Annotated in this window: 20 protein-coding genes and 1 pseudogene; 9 read left to right on the forward strand and 12 right to left on the reverse strand. The window is 71.9% G+C overall.

All coding sequences use genetic code 11. From position 1 onward, the window contains the following. From AOQ53_RS22590 to hypE, 7 genes and pseudogenes are all read left to right on the forward strand, one after another. A partial coding sequence (locus AOQ53_RS22590) for an enoyl-CoA hydratase/isomerase family protein (RefSeq protein ID WP_148640365.1) occupies positions 1-838 on the forward strand: 838 nt, incomplete at its 5' end. Beyond that, a pseudogene (locus AOQ53_RS22595) lies at positions 835-1,418 on the forward strand (hydrogenase maturation protease); the annotation flags it as partial. The gene AOQ53_RS22590 and the pseudogene AOQ53_RS22595, both read left to right, overlap by 4 nt. Positions 1,419-1,459: 41 nt before the next feature. Next, positions 1,460-2,197: a hydrogenase nickel incorporation protein HypB gene (gene hypB, locus AOQ53_RS22600; RefSeq protein WP_059419940.1), complete on the forward strand. Its 738-nt coding sequence runs from the start codon at positions 1,460-1,462 to the stop codon at positions 2,195-2,197. Continuing rightward, positions 2,194-4,506 (forward strand): carbamoyltransferase HypF, encoded by a 2,313-nt coding sequence (gene hypF / locus AOQ53_RS22605; protein ID WP_059419942.1) that lies wholly within the window; start codon positions 2,194-2,196, stop codon positions 4,504-4,506. Before hypB ends, hypF begins: the two co-directional genes overlap by 4 nt. Positions 4,507-4,509: 3 nt before the next feature. Next, the gene (locus tag AOQ53_RS22610) at positions 4,510-4,791 is read left to right on the forward strand and encodes a HypC/HybG/HupF family hydrogenase formation chaperone (protein ID WP_059419943.1); all 282 of its coding nucleotides are present in this window, start codon (positions 4,510-4,512) and stop codon (positions 4,789-4,791) included. Beyond that, the gene (gene hypD, locus AOQ53_RS22615; protein WP_059419944.1) at positions 4,788-5,930 is read left to right on the forward strand and encodes a hydrogenase formation protein HypD; all 1,143 of its coding nucleotides are present in this window, start codon (positions 4,788-4,790) and stop codon (positions 5,928-5,930) included. Before AOQ53_RS22610 ends, hypD begins: the two co-directional genes overlap by 4 nt. Further along, positions 5,923-6,993 (forward strand): hydrogenase expression/formation protein HypE, encoded by a 1,071-nt coding sequence (hypE, locus tag AOQ53_RS22620; protein ID WP_059419946.1) that lies wholly within the window; start codon positions 5,923-5,925, stop codon positions 6,991-6,993. The genes hypD and hypE overlap by 8 nt, the downstream gene beginning before the upstream one ends. 43 nt (positions 6,994-7,036) lie before the next feature. On the opposite strand, the gene hypA is transcribed toward hypE, so the two are convergent. The 9 genes from hypA to AOQ53_RS22665 all read right to left on the reverse strand — a co-directional run bounded on the left by hypA (position 7,037) and on the right by AOQ53_RS22665 (position 14,146). Further along, complete coding sequence (gene hypA, locus AOQ53_RS22625; protein ID WP_059419958.1) at positions 7,037-7,393, reverse strand: hydrogenase maturation nickel metallochaperone HypA; 357 nt, start codon at positions 7,391-7,393, stop codon at positions 7,037-7,039. A 7-nt stretch (positions 7,394-7,400) separates the two neighbouring features. Beyond that, a complete protein-coding gene (locus tag AOQ53_RS44800; RefSeq protein WP_167745753.1) occupies positions 7,401-7,550 on the reverse strand; it encodes a hypothetical protein in 150 nt (49 codons plus the stop codon). Between the two features lie 80 nt (positions 7,551-7,630). Next, positions 7,631-7,837 (reverse strand): hypothetical protein, encoded by a 207-nt coding sequence (locus tag AOQ53_RS22635; protein WP_059419947.1) that lies wholly within the window; start codon positions 7,835-7,837, stop codon positions 7,631-7,633. A 42-nt stretch (positions 7,838-7,879) separates the two neighbouring features. Beyond that, positions 7,880-8,476, reverse strand: a complete 597-nt coding sequence (locus AOQ53_RS22640; RefSeq protein ID WP_059419948.1) for a DUF5947 family protein — start codon at positions 8,474-8,476, stop codon at positions 7,880-7,882. Then, a complete protein-coding gene (locus tag AOQ53_RS22645; RefSeq protein WP_059419949.1) occupies positions 8,473-9,012 on the reverse strand; it encodes a NifU family protein in 540 nt (179 codons plus the stop codon). The genes AOQ53_RS22640 and AOQ53_RS22645 overlap by 4 nt, the downstream gene beginning before the upstream one ends. Continuing rightward, on the reverse strand, positions 9,005-10,798 hold the full coding sequence (locus tag AOQ53_RS22650; RefSeq protein WP_059419951.1) for a nickel-dependent hydrogenase large subunit: 1,794 nt from the start codon (positions 10,796-10,798) through the stop codon (positions 9,005-9,007). The genes AOQ53_RS22645 and AOQ53_RS22650 overlap by 8 nt, the downstream gene beginning before the upstream one ends. A 64-nt stretch (positions 10,799-10,862) precedes the next feature. Beyond that, positions 10,863-11,951 (reverse strand): NADH-quinone oxidoreductase subunit B family protein, encoded by a 1,089-nt coding sequence (locus AOQ53_RS22655; protein ID WP_059419952.1) that lies wholly within the window; start codon positions 11,949-11,951, stop codon positions 10,863-10,865. After that, positions 11,951-13,483, reverse strand: coding sequence for a hypothetical protein (locus AOQ53_RS22660; protein ID WP_059419953.1), 1,533 nt, complete (start codon positions 13,481-13,483; stop codon positions 11,951-11,953). The genes AOQ53_RS22655 and AOQ53_RS22660 overlap by 1 nt, the downstream gene beginning before the upstream one ends. A 198-nt stretch (positions 13,484-13,681) precedes the next feature. Then, positions 13,682-14,146, reverse strand: a complete 465-nt coding sequence (locus AOQ53_RS22665) for a DUF6069 family protein (protein WP_059419954.1) — start codon at positions 14,144-14,146, stop codon at positions 13,682-13,684. Between the two features lie 172 nt (positions 14,147-14,318). On the opposite strand from AOQ53_RS22665, the gene AOQ53_RS22670 reads away from it, so the two are divergent. After that, entirely contained in the window at positions 14,319-15,986 is a 1,668-nt protein-coding gene (locus AOQ53_RS22670; protein WP_059419960.1) for an NAD-dependent malic enzyme, read from the forward strand. A 124-nt stretch (positions 15,987-16,110) separates the two neighbouring features. Continuing rightward, positions 16,111-17,031 carry an NAD(P)/FAD-dependent oxidoreductase gene (locus tag AOQ53_RS22675; protein ID WP_408055177.1) on the forward strand — a complete coding sequence of 307 codons (921 nt, stop codon included), beginning with the start codon at positions 16,111-16,113 and terminating at the stop codon, positions 17,029-17,031. On the opposite strand, the gene AOQ53_RS22680 is transcribed toward AOQ53_RS22675, so the two are convergent. The 3 genes from AOQ53_RS22680 to AOQ53_RS22690 form a co-directional block, all read right to left on the reverse strand. Further along, positions 16,986-18,725, reverse strand: coding sequence for an amylo-alpha-1,6-glucosidase (locus tag AOQ53_RS22680; RefSeq protein WP_059419956.1), 1,740 nt, complete (start codon positions 18,723-18,725; stop codon positions 16,986-16,988). The two genes, AOQ53_RS22675 and AOQ53_RS22680, sit on opposite strands and share 46 nt — an antisense overlap. Positions 18,726-18,783: 58 nt before the next feature. Further along, a complete protein-coding gene (locus tag AOQ53_RS22685) occupies positions 18,784-19,608 on the reverse strand; it encodes a carbohydrate ABC transporter permease (RefSeq protein ID WP_059419957.1) in 825 nt (274 codons plus the stop codon). Continuing rightward, positions 19,605-20,048: carbohydrate ABC transporter permease (locus AOQ53_RS22690; RefSeq protein WP_148640366.1), on the reverse strand; the 444-nt coding region annotated here is incomplete at its 5' end. The genes AOQ53_RS22690 and AOQ53_RS22685, both read right to left, overlap by 4 nt.

Raw genomic sequence — 20,048 nt, forward strand, 5'->3', positions numbered from 1 at the left:
ACTGCCGCCGAACCGCACCACCTGGTCGGACATCCGCTACCGGCAGCGGGACGGCATCGGCTTCCTGTCCTTCTCGTTCCCGGGCGGGGCGATGAGCACCAACCACTGTCGCAGGCTGCTCGCCGCCTACCGGTACGCGCTCACCCGCTCCACCTCGGTGCTGGTGCTCGGCGGCGCCCGCGACTTCTTCTCCAACGGCATCCACCTGAACGTCATCGAGGCGTCGAGCGACCCGGCGGGCGAGTCCTGGTCCAACCTCATCGCCATGAACGACCTGGTCGAGGCCGTACTGCGCACCACCGACCGGCTGGTGGTGGCGGCGCTCGGCGGCAACGCGGCGGCCGGCGGTGTCATGCTGGCCCTGGCCGCCGACGAAGTGTGGTGCCGCTCGGGCAGCGTCCTCAACCCGCACTACCGGAACATGGGCCTGTACGGATCGGAGTTCTGGACGTACTCACTGCCGCGCCGCGTGGGAGCCGAGACGGCCGAGCGGCTGACGAGCGAGGCGTTGCCGGTGAGCGCCGCGAAGGCCGCGCGGATCGGGCTGGTGGATCGTCTGGTGAACGCCCAGGCACGGGAGTTCACGACCGAGGTCGAGCGACTGGCTGCCGCGCTCGCCGACGACCCGGACCTCCCACGCCGGATCACCGCCAAGGCCACCGCACGCCACGCGGACGAGCTCCAGCGGCCCCTCGCCGAATACCGGCGGACCGAACTCGCCCGCATGCGCGCCATCTTCTTCGACCCGCAGGCCCCCTACCACGCGCTGCGGTCCGCCTTCGTCCGCAAGGTCCCGAGCGGCTCCGCCCGGCCGCTCGCGACCGAAGGGGCGCGATGAGCGCGCGGCTGCTCGTGGCGGGCGTCGGCAACATCTTCCTCGCGGACGACGCCTTCGGCCCCGAGGTGATCCGCGCCCTGGACCAGCGTCCGCTGCCGCCCGAGGTGCGGGTACGGGACTTCGGCATCCGCGGCATGGACCTCGCGTACGCACTGCTCGACGGCTACGACACGGCCGTCCTGGTCGACGCCGCCGTGCGGGGGCACGAGCCGGGCACCCTGTCGCTGATCGAGCCGGACCTGCCCGGCCGCGCCGCGGTCGGCGCCCCGCCCGAGGCGCACGGCATGGACCCGGCGAAGGTCCTCGCCCTGGCCGCCCACCTGGGTGACGAGCCGCTCCCGCGCGTCCTCGTCCTGGCCTGCGAGCCGGAACTGCGGGCACCGGCCGACGAGGACATCGCCCCGGGTATCAGCGCGACGGTGCGCGAAGCGGTCGGGCGGGCCGTCGCGGCCCTGCACGCCATGGTTCCGGTGCTGCTGGCCGACCCCGCGGCCACGCCCCGGTTGAGCCGCCCGGACGAATCCCCCGCCCTGTCCCCGCCGGGCTGCCGGACACCGTGAGAGACGGCGCCGAGGATCGGTGGCGGACCGATTTCCCTACCGACCGCGAGGAGCGGCGCCCATGTGCGATTCCGTGGACGAGGTCACTCAAGCCGTCCTGGCGAAGAACGACGGTCTGGCCGCGGGCCTGCGCGACGAGCTGACCCGCCGCGGAGTGAGCGTGGTCAATCTGCTGTCCAGCCCGGGCAGCGGGAAGACGGAACTGCTCGGGCGGGTGCTCGCCAGGGCGGTGGAGCGGGGCCTTCCGGTGGCTGCGCTCACCGCCGACCTGGCGACCGAGAACGACGCCGACCGGCTGGCCCGGTCGGGAGCGCCGGTGAAGCAGCTGCTGACGGACGGGCTGTGCCATCTGGAGGCGCGGCAACTGCGCGGCCACGTGGAAACCTGGCTGCCCGAGGACACCTCGCTGCTGTTCGTGGAGAACGTCGGCAACCTCGTCTGCCCGGCGTCCTACGACCTCGGCGAGAGTCTGCGGATCGTGCTCATGGCGGTGACGGAGGGCGAGGACAAGCCGCTGAAGTACCCGACGGCCTTCGGGTCCGCCCATCTGGTGGTGCTGACCAAGACCGACCTGGCCGGGCCCGCCGGGTTCGACGGGACCGCCTTCGACGCCCACGTCCAGCGGGTCAACCCCGGGGTGGAGGTGCTGCGGTCCTGCGCCCGCACCGGCGCCGGCGTCGACGCTCTTCTGGAGCGGGTGCTCGCCGTACGGGACGGGGCCCCGGTACACCGGCCTCCTCTGGCGCCCCGCCCGCACACCCACACCCATGAGGGCGCCGAAGCCGGCCTCGTCCCGTGACAGCGCCCGCCACACAGGCGGTGCGCCGCCGCGTCACCGTGCGCGGCACCGTGCAGGGCGTGGGGTTCCGCCCCTTCGTGCACCGCCTGGCCACCGATCTCGCCCTCGCGGGCTTCGTGAGCAACACGGCGAGCGGAGTCCTCATCGAGGTGGAGGGCCCGCCGGACCGTGTCGCCGGCTTCTGCGACCGGCTGGCCACCCAGCCACCGCCGTTGGCCACCGTCACCGGCGTCGGGTTCGAGGACCTGCCCGTCAGCGGCGCCGGCGGCGCCTTCACCATCCGTTCCACCGACCGTTCCCCCGGCCGCACCCTGCTCCCGCCCGACACGGCGTCCTGCGCCGACTGTCTGCGGGACCTGACCGATCCGGCCGGCCGCCGGCACCGGCACCCGTTCGTCACGTGCACCCACTGCGGGCCCCGCTTCACCATCGCCACGGGCATGCCGTACGACCGGGCGGTGACGACCATGGCCGGCTTCCCGATGTGCGCCGATTGCGCCCGGGAGTACGGCGACCCCCTCGACCGGCGTTTCCACGCCCAGCCCGTGGCGTGCCCCCGCTGCGGCCCCCGGCTGCGCCTGCTGCCGGCGCCGGGGAGCGACGTCCGCCCGGCACGGGAGGCCGGCGCACTCGCGACGGCGCGGGCTCTGCTGGCCGCCGGGCGGATCGTCGCCGTCAAGGGTCTCGGCGGCTACCACCTGGCGTGCGACGCGACCGACGCGCGGGCCGTCGAGAAGCTGCGCACCCGCAAGGCGCGCGGCGGCAAGCCGTTCGCGGTGATGTGCGCGGACCTGGACGCCGTACGGCGGATCGCCGTGCTCTCCACGCCCGAACTGGCCGCCCTCACCAGCCCCCGGCGCCCCATCGTCCTGCTCCGCCGACGGGCAGAGCAGGCGGGCCTCGCGCCCGGCGTCTGTCCCGGCAGCCCCCACCTCGGCGTCATGCTGCCCTACACGCCCGTGCACACCCTGCTGTTCGGCCTGCCCGGAGATCCGCCGGGACCCCGTGTACTGGTCATGACGAGCGGCAACCGCTCCGGCGAACCGATCGTCACGGACGACGACGAGGCACTGACCCGGCTCGCCGGGCTGGCCGACGCGTGGCTCGCCCACGACCGGTCCATCTCCTCGCCCTGTGACGACTCCCTGCTGCGGGTGCGCCCGGACGGCACCGAGCAGGTGCTGCGCCGCTCCCGGGGGTTCGTGCCCCGCCCGCTGCGGCTGCCGGTCCCGGTGCGGCCCGCGCTCGCCGTGGGCGGCGACCTGAAGAACGCCCTGTGTCTCGGCGAGGGCGACCATGCCTGGTTCGGCCCGCACATCGGCGACATGGGGGATCTGACCACTCTGGAGGCGGCCCGGCGGGCGGAGGCGCACATGCGGTGCCTGACCGGTGTCGCCCCCGAGGTCGTCGCCACGGACCGGCATCCCGGATACCACTCGGCGAGGTGGGGCGCCCGGCTGGCCGGGCACGCCCCTGTCCTGGTCCAGCACCACCACGCGCACATCGCCTCCGCGATGGCCGAGCACGGCCTCGACGGCACCGCACCCGTGATCGGCGTCGCCTTCGACGGCACGGGCTACGGGGACGACGGCACTGTCTGGGGCGGCGAGATCCTGCTCGCCGACTACACCGGCTTCCGGCGCTGCGCCCACCTCGCCCCCGCCCCGCTGCCCGGCGGTGACGCGGGCGTGGCCAACCCGTGCCGCCTGGCGCTGGCCCGGCTGTGGGCGGCGGGCCTGCCGTGGGACGCGGGCCTGCCGAGCGTGACCGCCTGCACGGCCGACGAACTTGCGGTTCTGCGGCAACAGTTGGCGCGCGGTGTGGCCTGTGTGACGACCTCCAGCATGGGCCGGCTCTTCGACGCCGTGTCGTCGCTCGTCGGCGTGTGCCATCGCGCGGGTTATGAGGCCCAGGCCGCCCTGGAGCTGGAGGCCACCGCCGCTGCGGCCTGGGACGCCGATTCGTCGGCGTACGCCTTCGCCGGCGATCTCGACCCGGCGCCCGTACTCGGCGCACTGATCGCCGATCTGCGGCGCGGCACCCCGGCCCCCGTGCTCGCCGCCCGCTTCCACCGCGCGGTGGCACGGGCCGTCGCTGAGATCTGCCGGCGTGCGCGCCGGGGCACCGGCCTGGCCACCGTCGTCCTCAGCGGCGGGGTCTTCGCCAACGCGCTTCTGGAGGAGGAGTGCACACGGCTGCTGGCCGACGACGGCTTCGCCGTGCTCCGCCACGGCGAAGTACCCCCGAACGACGGCGGATTGGCCCTCGGCCAGCTGGTGGTCGCGGCGCACCTACGACAGGAGGAGTGACCCATGTGTTTGGCAGTGCCCGGCAAGGTCGTGGCCATCGACGACAGCGCGGATCCGCTCACCGGGCTGATCGACTTCGGCGGAGTGCAGAAACAGGCGTGTCTGGAGTACGTGCCTGACGTGCGGGTGGGCGAGTACGTCATCGTGCACGTCGGCTTCGCGCTCCAGCGCCTGGACGAGGAATCGGCCCTGGCCTCGCTGAAGTTGTTCGAGGAACTGGGGCTGCTGGAGGAGGAGTTCGGCGACGCCTGGGAGCAGGCGGCGAAGGAGGCGGGAACGGCGTGAAGTACATCGATGAGTTCAACGACCCCGATCTCGCCCGGCGGCTGCTGGACGAGATCCGGGCCACCGCGACCCGGCCGTGGGCCCTGATGGAGGTGTGCGGCGGGCAGACCCACTCGATCATCCGCCACGGCATCGACCAACTGCTCCCCGACCAGATCGAGTTGATCCATGGCCCTGGCTGCCCCGTCTGCGTCACACCGCTGGAGGTCATCGACAAGGCGCTGGAGATCGCCTCGCGGCCCGGGGTGATCTTCTGTTCCTTCGGTGACATGCTCCGGGTGCCGGGCACCGGCCGCGACCTGTTCCGGGTCAAGGGCGAGGGCGGCGACGTCCGCGTGGTCTACTCGCCGCTCGACGCCCTCGAGCTCGCCCGCCGCCACCCGGACCGGGAGGTGGTGTTCTTCGCCATCGGCTTCGAGACCACGGCCCCGGCCAACGCGATGGCCGTGCACCAGGCGCGCCGGCTGGGGCTGGGCAACTTCAGCCTGCTGGTGTCGCATGTGCGGGTGCCCCCGGCCATCGAGGCGATCATGACTGCCCCCGAGTGCCGGGTACAGGGCTTCCTGGCCGCCGGGCACGTGTGCAGCGTGATGGGCACGGCGGAGTACCCGGAGCTGGCCGAGCGGTTCGGTGTGCCGATGGTGGTGACCGGGTTCGAGCCGCTGGACATCCTGGAGGGCATCCGCCGGGCGATCCGCCAGCTGGAGCGTGGCGAGCACCGGGTGGAGAACGCGTATCCGCGTGCTGTGCGCGAGGAGGGCAATCCGGCCGCCGTGCGCATGATCGAGGAGGTGTTCGAGGTCACCGACCGGTCCTGGCGGGGCATCGGGCGGATCCCGGCCAGCGGCTGGAAGCTGACCGACGCATTCCGCGCGTACGACGCCGAGCACCGCTTCGACGTCACCGGGATCCGTACCGAGGAGCCGGCGGAGTGCCGCAGCGGTGAGGTGCTCCAGGGGCTGATCAAGCCGACCGAGTGCGCCGCGTTCGGCACCACCTGCACCCCGCGCACCCCGCTCGGCGCCACCATGGTCTCCAGCGAGGGCGCCTGCGCGGCCTACTACCTGTACCGCCGGATGAACGCCCCGACACCGCAGACCGGCGGGGCCCCACAGGAGGAGGTGGCTCCCGTTGCCTGAGCAGCTCGCCGATGTGGTCGACCCGGCCGCCTGGACCTGTCCCGCCCCGCTGCGCGACCAGGGTGTCGTGGTGATGGGCCACGGCGGAGGCGGAGCACTGTCGGCGGAGCTGATGGACCAGATCTTCACTCCCGCCTACGGCAACGCCACCCTGGCCGGTCTCGCCGACTCGGCCGTCCTCGAACTGGGCGGCGAACGGCTCGCCTTCTCCACCGACTCCTACGTCGTCCGGCCGCTGTTCTTTCCCGGCGGCAGCCTGGGCGACCTCGCGGTCAACGGCACGGTCAACGACCTGGCGATGAGCGGTGCGCGGCCCGCGTACCTCTCCGCCGCCTTCGTGCTGGAGGAGGGGGTCGAGCTGACGGTCGTCGAGCGGATCGCGCGCGCGATGGGTGCGGCGGCCGAGGCCGCGGGCGTCGCGATCGCCACGGGTGACACCAAGGTCGTGGAGTCCGGCCACGGTGACGGCGTCTACGTCACCACCGCCGGTGTGGGGCTCGTGCCCGACGGCGTGGACATCCGGCCCCAGCGTGCGCGGCCCGGGGACGCGGTCATCGTCAGCGGGCCGATCGGGCTCCACGGGGTGGCGATCATGAGCGTCCGGGAAGGGCTGGAGTTCGGGGTCGAGGTCGCCAGCGACACCGCGCCGCTGGCGGATCTGGTCGCGTCGATGCTGGCCGTCACACCCGACATCCATGTGCTGCGGGACCCGACCAGGGGTGGCCTGGCGGCGTCCCTCAACGAGATCGCCCGTGCTTCCGGGACCGGTGTCCGGCTGCAGGAGCGGGCCGTTCCGGTGCCGGACGCGGTGGCGAACGCCTGCGGCTTCCTGGGGCTCGACCCCCTCTACGTCGCCAACGAGGGCCGGCTGGTCGCCTTCGTACCGCCGTCGGATGCGGAAGAGGTGCTGGCCGCGATGCGTGCCCATCCGCAGGGCGCCGGGGCCACGCTGATCGGCGAGTGCGTCGCCGAGCACCCCGGCATGGTGGTGGTCGCCACCGGCCTCGGCGGGACGCGGGTGGTGGACCTGCCGCTCGGGGAGCAGTTGCCGCGCATCTGCTGACCAGCGCACAAGGGCCCCGCCGACGTATCGGCGGGGCCCTTCGCTATGCCGTGGCCGGTAACGGCTCGATCCCGGCGATCTCCAGCTCCCGGCCGCTGCGCAGGTCGCTGGAGGGCCGGTCGCAGCGCGGGCACCAGAAGAACGGGGGCATGCCCACCGGGAACTCCTCGGCGCACGGGCCGCACCAGGCCCGCGCGGGAACCTGCTCGACCACGAGCCGGGCCCCGGCGAGGGCAGTGCCGTCGCGGGCCACCTCGAAGGCGAAGTCCAGGGCGTCGGGGACGACGCCCGCCAGTTCGCCGACCCGGACGGTCACCGCCGAGACCGCCTCGGTCCCGTCCGCCCGGGCCAGCTCGCCGGCCCGCTCGATGATCGCGGTCGCGATCGACAGCTCGTGCACGGCCGGCTCACGGATACCGGTGGCCCGCACGGAACCCGCCGGCCATCCGCCAGATCCGCATCTCCCGCCTCAGGCTGGGAAACTCCCAGCACAACAGGGCCAGGGCCACACCGCCCACCAGGACGGCCTCGGCCTTCAGCACCCGCTGTCCGCTCATCCCGCCTCGTCTTCGCGCGACGGGTCTGCGTGCTCGTCGGACCTTCATTGCGGCGACTCCCTGCTCTCTCATCACGGCTCTCATCCCGGCGAGATGTTCGGCATGGTGTCCGCGAGGGCGTCATGCCGCTTCCAGTGGATCCCCGTGGAGCGGCGCGCGTCGGCGGTGCCGTCCTCGTTGTGCCCCTTCTGCTCGTCGTACCGTCCCTTGTTGCCCTGGTGCATGCCGGCGACGTGCCCGGGCGTGTCGGGCTTCGCCTGGGCCCGCCCTACTCTGATGCTGCCCATGGGGTGCTCTCCTTCCTCGCCTCCGACCTGCGGAGTGCGTGCTCATGGCCGCTCGGTGAGGTCCTCGAAGAACCGCTCGACGGCCGGCCAGACCTGGCCCCCGCCGGACAGGCCGCGCCACTCACGTCGTACGACGGCGACCATCCGGTAGCAGTCGTCGATCGGCACGATCCAGTGGTGGTCGAGGCCGTGGACGGTGTTCACCAGCAGGGCCTCCACCTCGGGTTCCACGGTGGCGAGCTGCGGACACGTCCCGGCCAGCTCCTGCCAGGCCGCCGCGTCCACCTCCCACCGCATGGCTCCCGCCGGGCTCGGGCCCTGCGCGGTGACCGTGCCGTCCGTCCGGGGCACGAAGAAGACCAGGCCGACCGGTACGCCCAGCGCCGCCGTGTCGACGCGGGGCAGCCGGACCCGGCGCCGGGGCACGAGCCGGTAGTGGCCGTCGCCCGCCCCGGCCCCGGCGAACAGCACCGAGCAGGGGCCGCAGACGCAGCGCACCTCTTCCTTCCCGGTGTCGTACAGATGGGCGTGCTCGTCGGCGACGGGTGCGGCGCACAGGTCGCACACCTCCGCCTTGGCCGCCACCGTGCGGTCGGCCGAGGAGCGGATGAGGCGGGCCAGTGCCCCGTCGGTGGTCACCGTGCGCCCCGGTGCGTCAACGTTTCCAGCGGTACGAACGCGGGGGCGGCGGCAGCGGTGAGCGGCTCCACCGCCGTCAGCTCGGGTGCGGCGGCGAGCACCGCCTCACGGACCACGTCGGTGACGTCGGAACCTCCGCCGCCGCAACCGGAGCCGCAGCCGCCGCCCGTCTTCAGACGCACCCGGCCGACCTGCCCCTCCACACCGGCCCACTCCACGTCCCCGCCCCGTTCCCGTACCGCGGGCCGCAGCCGTTCGACCGCGCGGGCCGCCCGGCGCTCGGGGGGCTCGGGGTGGATGTCGTGCAGCACCAGCAGGTGGCCCAGCAGCTCGTCGTCGGCCAGGCGTTCCGCCAGCTGCTCGTCCGCCTCGTCCAGGACGCGAGCCAGGGCCTCGCCGTAGACCTCGGTCAGCAGCCGGACCGCCTCGGTGGCGGCGCCAGGGAGGGGTTCGAGGCCTTCCAGGACCTCGTCGAGTCGGGCGAGCCGGGCCTCGACGTCCGGGTCGGCCAGCCGGGTGCCGGCGGCCTCAGCCATGGTTCGCCCCGTACGTCGGGGAGTGCAGGGTGGTGAGCGTCTTGCCCTTGCCGACGTACATGTGCACGCCGCACGGCAGGCAGGGGTCGAAGCTGCGGACCGTGCGCATGATGTCGACGCCCTTGAAGTCGTCCGGCCCGTTCTCCTCGAAGATGGGCTGGCCCTGGACGGCGTCCTCGTACGGGCCGGGGGTGCCGTACATGTCGCGGGGGCTGGCGTTCCACGGCGTGGGCGGGTACGGGTGGTAGTTGGCGATCTTCTTGTCCTTGATCACCAGGTGGTGGGAGAGGACGCCGCGCACCGCCTCGTGGAAGCCGCAGCCGATCGCCTCGTCGGGCACCTCGTAGTTCTCGAACACCTTGGTCTCGCCCGCGCGCACCATGCCCATGGCCTCTTCGAGGAACTGCAGGGCCATGGCGGCGGCGTAGGCGACGAAGTACGGCCGGGCGCGGTCGCGTTCGATGGTGTTGCTCCACCGCGGGATGCGCCACTCCAGGGTGGTCTCCGGCAGGGACTCGCCCTTGGGCAGGGAGATGCGCACGCTGTGGCCGGTGGCCTTGACGTACGGGGTGTCGACCAGGCCGCTCAGCGCGGTCGTCCACAGGCGGGCCAGCGGGCCGCCGCCGGTGTCGAGGGCGAGGTGGTCGCCGGTCCGCTGGTCGAACCAGCGGGGGCTCATCACCCAGCTGTACTTGTCGTCGAAGTCGCGCTTCTGTGGCACCGGGACGGTGGTCTGGTTCCACGGGTGGCGCATGTCGACGGGGTTGCCGAGCGGGTCGTGGGTGACGAAGGGATCCTCGTTGACCCAGTCCTCGTAGTACGAGCTGCCGAGCATGATCCGCAGGCCGAGGTTGATGTCGACGAGGTTGTTGGTGACCAGTTCGCCGTCGACGACGATGCCCGGGGTGACGTACATCGCCTTGCCCCAGGTGTTCATCGACTCGTAGCGGTAGTCGACGACCTTGGGGTCCTGGAAGGCGCCCCAGCACCCCAGCAGGACGCGGCGGCGGCCGACCTCCTCGTAGCCGGGCAACGCCTCGTAGAAGAAGTCGAAGACGTCGTCGTTCATGGCGACGGCCTTCTTCACGAAGTCGATGACCCGCATGAGCCGGCTGAGGTAGTCGGTGAAGGCGGTCGGCTGCGGCATCGTGCCGACACCGCCGGGGTACAGCGTGGACGGGTGGACGTGCCGCCCCTCCATCAGGCAGAACATCTCGCGGGTGACCCGGCTGACCTTCAGGGCCTCCTTGTAGACCTCGCCCTCGAAGGGGTTGAAGGCCTTCATGATGTCGGCGATCGTGCGGTAGCCGTGGATGTCGCCGCGGGGCGCCTCGGTGCGTTCGGCGCGGGCCAGCACACCGGGGTTGGTGGCCTTGACCATCGCCTCGCAGAAGTCCACGAAGACCAGGTTGTCCTGGAAGATCGTGTGGTCGAACATGTACTCGGCGGCTTCACCGAGGTTGACGATGTGCTCGGCCAGCGGGGGCGGCTTGACGCCGTAGGCCATCTGCTGGGCGTAGTCGGAGCAGGTGGTGTGGTTGTCGCCGCAGATGCCGCAGATCCGGGACGTGATGAAGCCCGCGTCGCGCGGGTCCTTGCCCTTCATGAACACCGAGTAGCCGCGGAACAGCGACGAGGTGCTGTGGCATTCCACGACTTCCCGGTTGGCGAAGTCGATCTTCGTGTAGATGCCCAGGTTCCCGATGATCCGCGTGATGGGATCCCAGGACATGTCCACGAGCTGTGGCGGCTTGCGCTCGGTGGGCCGGGCCTCGGTGGTGGTCATCTGCTGTGCTGCCCCTCGCTGTCGGTGTTCCGTGATCGGGTGGTGGGGTGTGTGTCGCGCGGCATCAGGGCCGCCAGCGCGGGTCGTAGCCGCTGGTCAGCTTGCGCTTGTTGTGACGCCACCTTGGCTCGTGGTTGACCAGTTCGTTGGTCATCCCGCGCAGGCGGCGGATGACGGCCCCGTACGGCTTGATGGCCAGGGAGGAGAGGGTTCCGCCGGGGGGTTCGTCCATGAACGGCATGAACGCGTCGGGAAAGCCGGGCATCGTGCAGCCGATGCAGATGCCGCCGACGTTGGGGCAGCCGCCGATGCCGGCCATCCAGCCGCGCTTGGGCACGTTGCAGTTGACGACCGGACCCCAGCAGCCGGTCTTGACCAGGCACTTGGGCGAGTTGTAGTCCTTGGCGAAGCTCGCCTGCTCGTAGTACGAGCCGCGGTCGCAGCCCTCGTGGACCGTCTTCCCGAAGAGCCACTGCGGGCGCAGCATGTGGTCCAGCGGGGGCGGAGGCGCGGAGCCGGCCGCGTGGTGGAGGACCCAGACCAGGGTCTCCATGAAGTTCTCGGGCTGGATGGGGCAGCCGGGCACGTTGACGATCGGAAGGCCACCCTGGGAGGTGAAGTCCCAGCCCAGGTAGTCGGCCAAGCCCATGCAGCCGGTGGGGTTTCCGGACATGGCGTGGATGCCGCCGAAGGTGGCGCAGGTGCCGGCGGCGACCACCGCCCAGGCCTTGGGCGCCAGTTGGTCGATCCACCAGTTCAGGGTCTGCGGCTCACCGGTCTCCGGGTCGTTGCCGAAGGACGTCCAGTAGCCGTCGCCCTCGATGATGTTCTGGTTGGGGACCGAACCCTCGATGACGAGGACGAACGGGGCGAGTTCACCGCGTACGGCCGCCCGGTAGGGGGCGAGGAAGTCCTCGCCGCCCAGGCTCGGGGAGAGCACCTTGTTGACGAGGTTCACCTTGGGCAGGCCCGGGATCAGTCCGAGCACCAGGTCCTCGATCGAGGGCTGGCCGGCTGCGGTCAGGGAGACGGTGTCGCCGTCGCAGCTCATGCCTTCGGAGATCCAGAGGATGTGGATCTCCTCCATGCCCTGCCGTTCCTCGGTCCGGTCGGGTTCCTTGCTGACTTCGGTGGTGCTGCTGTGCGTTGTCATCACTCGGCCTCCGCTGCGGGGGTCTCGGAGTCGGTCGTGTGCCGCGTCTGGGCCGCGGCGGGAGCCGGTGCCGACGGCTCGTCCGGGCATCCGGCGGGCTCGAGGTGTTCTAGCTCGTCGGGCCGGAAGTAGTGGAAGCGGCCGTACCAGCTGTGCAGTTCGGCTGCGGGGTCGTCGTCGAGGGTGACGGCGAGGTGCACACTGCCGTCCACGTCGTGGAAGACTGCGGCGACCTCGGCGGTACGGCCGGCCAGGAACATGTCCTGGGCGTCGGCGCCGCGTCTTCGGGGGCGGAGCCGGACGCGGCTGCCGCCGCCGAGCGGGACGCCGTCGACGAGCACGCTGTCGGTGACCGGGGAGAGACCGTCGTCGGCACCCTCCTGCCACCAGGCAGGGCGGTCGGCGGGCGTCGGAGGTACGGGGGCGGCCGGTGTCAGGGAACGAACGGCGCCGTGCAACCGTTCGAAGACCTCCTGCGGCATCGTGTCGACGCGGTCGAGGATCGCGGCCGCCCTCGGGTCGGTGGCCCGCGCCTCGCGCTTCTCCTCGTCGGTCAGCAGCATCGTGCGCAGCGTGAGAATCTCGTCGATCTCGGCGGCGTCGTGCAGGTCGCCCGGGCTCTCGGGGGCCACCTGGGGATGGTCGGGAAGGATGATCGGTGCGGAGAGCAGGACGTGGCCGTCGCCACCGCCGAGGACGGGGAAGGTGAACTCGTTCCGGCACGAGCGGGCGAGTACGCGCAGGTCCGTCGGCGGGTCGATCAGCGAGAGGAACTCCAGGCCGTCGCCGCCGATGAGGGTGTGGGTGGCAATGAGGGCGCGGCGCAGTGCCTCGTCGCGAGCGGCCCGCGGTTCCGGTGCGGGCCCGGTGTTCGTGGTGCGCACACGAAGCCGGCAGAGGTCGTCCGACAGTCGCTCGGCGGTGACGGTGATGTCGGCCCGTACCTCGTCGCGGTGCCGCACCACCCGCCCGGCGTGGGCGGGCAGCGGCTCGACGTCCACGCCGGCCGGCGCCACCACGGGAACGGTGCGTCCGCCCTGAAGGAGCTCGTCGAGCGGGACCTCGACCTCGCGTTCACGCGGCACGGCCTCGTCGAAGGTCAGATGCGTCGTGCCGTCGGCGGTGCGCAGCGACTCGACGGCGTGATGACGGCCGTCCCTGGTCTCCTCCACCTGCTTGCGCTGCATCTGGAGGTGACGGATCCGCACACGTACGGCCGCGCTTCCGGGCTGCCGGATCCGCAGCAGGCACTCGGTCTGCTGGTACCAGGAGTCGGCGCTGCCGGAGACTCCGGGGACCACAGGGCCGTCGGCCTCCACCCAGCCCCGTGGGAACAGGACCCCGAACTGCCATCGGACGCGGTTCTTGGCCGAGGACCGGCGGTAGGGGTAGAGGAGGTAGCCCTCGTAGAGGACGGCGTCGGCGACGGCGCTCACCTGCTCGAAGGCGTCCGGGGGCCGGTCCGGGAGCAGATCCTCCCCACCTCCGGTGGCAGCGCGCGCCATGCCGCCCTCGGCCAATCCCTGCGCCATCGCGTCTCCTCGTCCGGGTGTGCACACGCATCCAGGGGTGCACGCGCATCCCTTCCACCACGGTCACACCGCTCATCCACGGTCGCCTCCTCCGGCGCAGTGCCATTGGGCCGTTCGGGGCTGTCGCGGGGTACACGACGACGGCCCGTCGGCGGTGAGCGCGACGGGCCTGTGTCGGGATCGTGGGAGTCGAGGACGTCACCTCTGCACGTGGGACAGCCGCCGTGCCACCAGGGGGATGATCACCGCGGCGGCCACCACATGCGACAGGGCGAGGACGATCTGGGTGGACGTGGCCGTGTGCGGGGCGACGGCCGGGCCGGCGAGGGACAGTGCGGTGAGGACGACGGTGGTCACGGTGAAGGTGCGGGCGGGCTGCTCGGCCCAGCGGGCGAGCACCACCGCCAGGACGATTCCGGCGACCGACCAGAACACGACGCCGCCGCCGAAGCCGCCGACGGGGATCTCCGCGGCCTCCTCGGCCCCGGGGCTGGCCGCCTCCATCGGAACGCTCGTGGCCCGGGCCACGAGCGCGAAGGCCTCCGTCACGACGGCACCGGCGAGCGTCGCCAGGAGGCCGACGAACCATACGGGGCGCGTGGAAAGGAAGCCGGGGGTGTGGGACTCGGCCCGGGCCTGCGTCTGAGGGGTCGTCACGCTCATGTCGCCTTCTCCTGCTCGCTGTCGGGGCTTGGAAGCCTTGCGGAGAGGTAGACCGGGCAACGCACCGGAACTCATCGGTGACCGAGGACCGGAACGACCGTTCGGCCGAACAGCTCAAGTCGCCTGCACGAACCGGCGAGTCCTGGGAAGGCGTCATACCATGGACCAGCCGATGAACGAGCACCTCCGCACGACCACCAGCCCCGCCGTCACGACCCTGGCCGACCCGCTGGTCAACAAGGGCACCGCCTTCAGCAAGCAGGAGCGCGCCGAGCTCGGTCTCGACGGGCTGCTGCCGCCCGCCGTGGAGACCCTGGACGAGCAGGTCGCCCGCGCCTACGAGGCGTTCCACGGCTACGACAAGCCCCTCAACCGGCACATCTATCTGCGTCAGCTCCAGGACACCAACGAGGTGCTCTTCTACCGTCTGGTCACCGAGTACCTGGAGGAGCTGCTGCCCGTCGTCTACACGCCGACGGTGGGTGAGGCCTGTCAGCGGTTCAGCGAGATCTACCGGCGGCCGCGCGGGCTGTTCCTGACGTGGGAGGACCGGCACCGCTTCCGGGACATCCTGCGCAACCGCCCGCACCGCGACGAGGACGTGGACGTCATCGTCGTCACCGACGGGCAGCGCATCCTCGGCCTGGGCGACCAGGGCGTCGGCGGGATGGGCATCCCGATCGGCAAGCTCAGCCTCTACACGGCGATCGGCGGCATCCACCCCGCCCGCACCCTGCCGATCCTGCTGGACGTCGGCACCGACAACGAGGACCTGCTCGGCAACCCGCGCTACCTCGGCCGGCGCGCCCGCAGGCTGACCGGCGCCGAGTACGACGAGATGATCGAGGCCTTCGTGTCGGCGGTCGAGGCGGAACTTCCCGGAACACTGCTCCAGTGGGAGGACTTCGCCACCGCCCACGCCTATCCCGTCCTCTCGCGTTACCGGGACCGGCTGCTCACGTTCAACGACGACATCCAGGGCACGGCGGCCGTCACGCTCGGTGCCCTGTCCACCGCCGCGAACGTGTCCGGCACTGCGCTGTCCGAGCAGCGCCTGGTGATCCTGGGGGCGGGGTCGGCCGCCATCGGTGTCGCCGACATGATCCGGACGGCCATGATCGAGGAGGGCCTGTCCGAGGACGAGGCCGCGGCACGGTTCTGGATCCTCGACGTCGACGGTCTGCTGGTGCGCTCGCGCACGGAACTGACGCCGCAGCAGCGGATGTTCGCGCGCGACGACAACGAGGTGAACGGCTGGGACGGCACCGGCCTCGCCGAGGTGGTGCGCCGTGTCGAGCCGACGGCGCTCATCGGGCTGTCGACGGCTCACGGCGCGTTCACCGAGGAGATCGTGCGGCAGATGGGCTCGACCTGCGAACGGCCCGTCATCTTCCCGCTCTCCAACCCCACCTCCCACTCCGAGGCCGAGCCGGCGGACCTCACCCGCTGGACCGACGGCAGGGCGCTGATCGCCACCGGCTCGCCCTTCCCGCCGCTGACGGTGGACGGGCACGAGGTGCCGGTGGCGCAGTCGAACAACGTGTACGTCTTCCCGGCCATGGGCCTCGCGGTGACGGCGAGCCGGGCCACGCGCGTCACCGACCGCATGATGGTGGCCGCCGCCCGGTCCGTCGCCGACTGCGCGGTACGGGCGGCGCACGGAGTGGACGGTCCCGTACCGCTGCTGCCGCCCCTGAACGGGATGCGCGAGTCCGCCCGCGAGATCGCCCTGGCCGCGGCTCTCGCCGCCGTCGAGGACGGGGTGGCCCCGCGGGCGACGGAGGCGGAACTGCGCGAGGCGATCGCGAAGACTCAGTGGACGCCGCGGTACGAGGTCTAGACACGGGCCGGCCGGGCGGCGTTGTCCGGATGCGTACGCCGCGGACGTGGTGCCGGGTACGAGGGCGCCGGACAGACGCCGGGCTCCCTCTTCGCCGGCCGGCTCGACGGCGACGTCCGCGGGAGTGGCGGGTCGCCTGGTCGCCCGACCTCTGCGGGAGCGTGCCCGTCGGCCCGGACGTCCGGGACGTGGTGCGTGGCGCGGGCGAGATGTTCGCCGCGCTGGGCTGCGAGGCCGAGGATTGACGGGCGCCGAGGCGCGCGAGTCGGAGCCCGCGCTCTCGTCGCGCGTCGACGCGGCCGTACGACTGTGCGGCCGGCGTCACCTCGACCCCGGGGCGTTCGTCGGAGCGCTGGCCGACGCGGTCCGCGACCGGGGCGGAAAGATCGTCACCGGCCTGGAGGTCACCCGTGTACGGGACCTGGGCACCGGGGCCGTCGCCCTCGCCCGGGACAGCACGTCCGTGCGGGCCGACGCGGCCGCCCTCACCCCGGGAGCCTGGTTCGGGCGCCTGGCCGCGCCCTTCGGTGTGCGCATCCCGGTGCAGTCCGGACGCGGCTACAGCTTCTCTCTGCCTGCGGCCGGGCTGCCCACCCGGCCCACGTACTTCGCCGAGCGGCGAGGGGTCTGCGCACCGCTCGGGGGCCGGGTGCGGGTGGCGGGAATGATGGAGTTCACGACGCCCGACCGCCCCGCGGATCCCCGCCGTATCGCGGCGATCGTCAACTCGGTCCGCGATCTGCTCCCTTCCGCCGGCCTCACCCACCGCACCGACGAGTGGGCCGGTCCCCGCCCGTGCACGGCGGAGGGCCTGCCCCCGGTCGGCCCGACCCGCTCTGGCCCGGTTCCACGTCTGCGGCGGCCACGGCATGTGGGGCATCGCCCTGGGCACCCGCAGCGGAAAGTTGCTGGCGGAGTCGGTCGTCACGGGCCGTCGGGCGGCCGAGTTGACGGCACCGCGTCCGCTGCGGTGAGGGAGGTCCGGGCTCGGCCCACCGGTCAGTGGCCGCCCCGGTGTGCGTGTGCTTCGGCGAGGAGGAGGTAGCCGGCGGCGGTCCAGGTGTAGGCGCGGTCGCGCAGACCGGTGCCGGTGAGGGCGTCGAAGTTCTCGGCGAAGCCGGAGGTTTCGCACAGGGCGCGGAAGCGTGCGCTGATGTCGTCGGCGAGCCGGTGGTGGCCGGCGCGGCGCAGGCCGTCCTCGATGAGGACGGTGGCGGGGGCCCAGATCGGGCCGCGCCAGTAGCCGTCGGAGAGGTAGTGCGGTGAGGTGGGCAGTTCGGTGGCGAGGCCGTACGGGGTCAGATGGCCCTTGATGTGGTCGGCCAGCGCGCTGCCGACCTCGCCGGGCAGGTGCTCGCCCAGCACGATGGGCATCAGGTCGAGGAGGCTGGAGCTGCTCCAGGTGTGCCCGGTGGCGGCTCCCCGGGCGACGAACCGTTCGCCGGTCCAGAGTTCGTCCAGCAGCGCCGACTGGATCTCGTGTGCCGTTCGGGTCCACCGGCTCGCCTCGTCCGGCTTGCGCAACTCAGCGGCTAGATCGGCGAGTTCATGCAGTTGAAGGACGAGGAAGGCGGCCAGGTCGGCGGTGACGACCACCCGCTCGGGGTCGAAGGTGGTGGCGTTGTCCCAGCCGCTGTCGTTGCCGTGCTGGTAGTGGGGGAGGACGGCGCCGGGTGCGCGCCGAGCGGTGAGCCAGAAGTGCGTCCAGCGTTCCAGCCGATCGTATGTCTCGGCGAGTTCCGCCCCGCTGGGAGGCGTCGGCAGCCGGCGGCGCAGACGGCCCGACGTCCAGCCGTGGATGGGCGGCTTGACGAAGTTGTGGAGGACCTCGGAGTGGGTGACGGAGTCGGGCAGCGCTCCGCTGCCGTCCTGGTGGTCGAAGGGCAGGGCGAACTGGTCCATGGCCAGGTCGGGACAGCCCGGCGCCAGGGCCAGGGCGTTGAAACAGTGGTCCCAGCTCCAGACCTTGTCCATCCAGTGCTTGGACATGAGGACGGCGGGCCGGGAGACGAGTCCGGCCGGGCGTACGGTCGCCGACCACAGGACGTAGGCGGCGAGTTCGGCGGCCGGGGTGGCGGACGAGCGCCAGGGGGCCACCGCGTCGACGAATTCCGCGAAGGACCCGCGTGCCGCCGCCACGATCTCGCCGAAGGCGGCCGAGGACGCGTACGGCGGGCGAGAGGTGTCGATCTCCTCGATGGCGATCTCCCACCCGCCGTCCGCCGCCGCGGTCAGGGCGAGGCCGCGGTCACCGCTGCCCAGGGCCTGGGCTCCGGCGGTGTGGGCGATACGGCCGGACAGGATGGTGACGCGGTAGCGGCGGCCCGTCTCGTACGACGTGAACACGTGCGCGTCGGCTGCCGGGTCGTGGAAGAAGTACGTCCCGCTGAACGGCGTCAGGACCTGCGCGGCCGCGAAGACTCCGAGGTCCAGGCCGCTGCCCCGCAGGCGTACGGTGTCCGGCGACTCGTAGGCGAGGTCGATGCGCCCGGCCGGGCCGACCCAGCTGAGCAGTCCCGGTGTCGCCTCGACACGGGTCCCGGCGCGCTCGCCGGTCGCCGGGTCCAGGGGGACGAGGCGGAGGACGGCGTGCATGCCGTTCTGGTGCGAGACGAGGTGGAGGTCCTCGGCGTACGTCTTCTCCGCCACCACGGGTGAGATGCCGAACCAGGATCCGAACGTGCTGAACGGGATGTCGTGGACGGAGAAGGCGGGTCCGGACGACGGGGCGGCGGTCATGAAGGCGTGACTCGTTTCTCGAGCAGGGATCTGTCGGCAGCAGGGGGACCGCGGGAGGTCAGTCCTTGACGGCACCGGCGGTCACGCCGGCGGCGACGTAGCGCTGGGCCAGGACGAGGATCACCGCGGCGGGCAGCGAGGCCACGACGGCGGTGGCCATGATGGCGTTCCACTCCTGGTTGTTGTTGCCGATGTAGTGGTAGATGCCGAGGGTGATCGGCTCGTGCGCACCGCCGTTGACCAGGGTGCCGGCGAAGACGAAGTCGGACCACGACCACAGGAACGCGAACAGCGACACGGTGACGACGGCGTTGCGGCTCATCGGCAGCACGACGGACCAGAAGGTGCGCAGGGCCCCGGCCCCGTCCGTCTTCGCGGCCTGGAGCAGTTCGCCGGGGATGCCGGACATGAACGCCGTGAAGATGAGCACCGCGAACGGGACGGCCAGGGTGGAGTCGGCGACGATCAGGCCGGGCACGGACTGGAGGAGTCCGAGACTGAGGTAGATGGCGTAGAAGCCCATCGCCATGATGATGCCGGGGATCATCTGGGCGACCAGGAAGAGGAAGCTCAGCACGCCGCCGCCGCGCGGGCGCAGTTTGGCCAGGGCATAGCCGGCGGGGGCGGACAGGGCCACGGTCAGGACGACCGTGCCCAGGCCGATGACCAGGCTGGTCGCGAGGTAGGGCAACTGCTCGTCCAGGACGGTGCGGTAGCCGGCCAGGGTGCCGTTCAGCGGCAGCAGGTCGGGCGGGCTCTTGCGCATGTCCTGGTCGCGGGTGAAGGACACGTTGAGCATCCAGTAGACCGGGAAGAGCATGATCGCGGTCAGCAGCAGACCGACGGCCGTCTTCCACCACGTACGGCTGGGGCTTCGGTTCATGACAGCGTCTGCTTTCGCTGGACCCGGATGTAGACGAGGCCGAACACCAGGGCGGCGACGACGAGCAGGTTGCCGACGGCCGCTCCGGGGCCGAAGGCGGGCAGCAGGTTGCCGAAGCCGAGCTGGTAGGACCAGGTGGCGAAGGTGGTGGACGCGTCCGCCGGGCCGCCCTTGGTCATGATCCAGATGATGTCGAAGACCTTGAGCGTGTAGACCAGGCCCAGGAGCAGGGTGATCGCGGACACGGGGCGCAGCAGGGGGAAGGTGATGCGCCAGAAGCGCTGCCAGGCGTTCGCCCCGTCCAGTGCCGCGGCCTCGTACAGGCTGGCGGGGATGGACTGGAGACCGCTGTGGAGCACCACCAGGTTGAAGGGGACGCCGATCCAGATGTTCGCGATGATCACCGAGGTCAGTGACCAGGACGGGGACGTCAGCCAGTT

The organism is Streptomyces azureus (genome assembly GCF_001270025.1).
Lineage (GTDB): Bacteria > Actinomycetota > Actinomycetes > Streptomycetales > Streptomycetaceae > Streptomyces > Streptomyces azureus.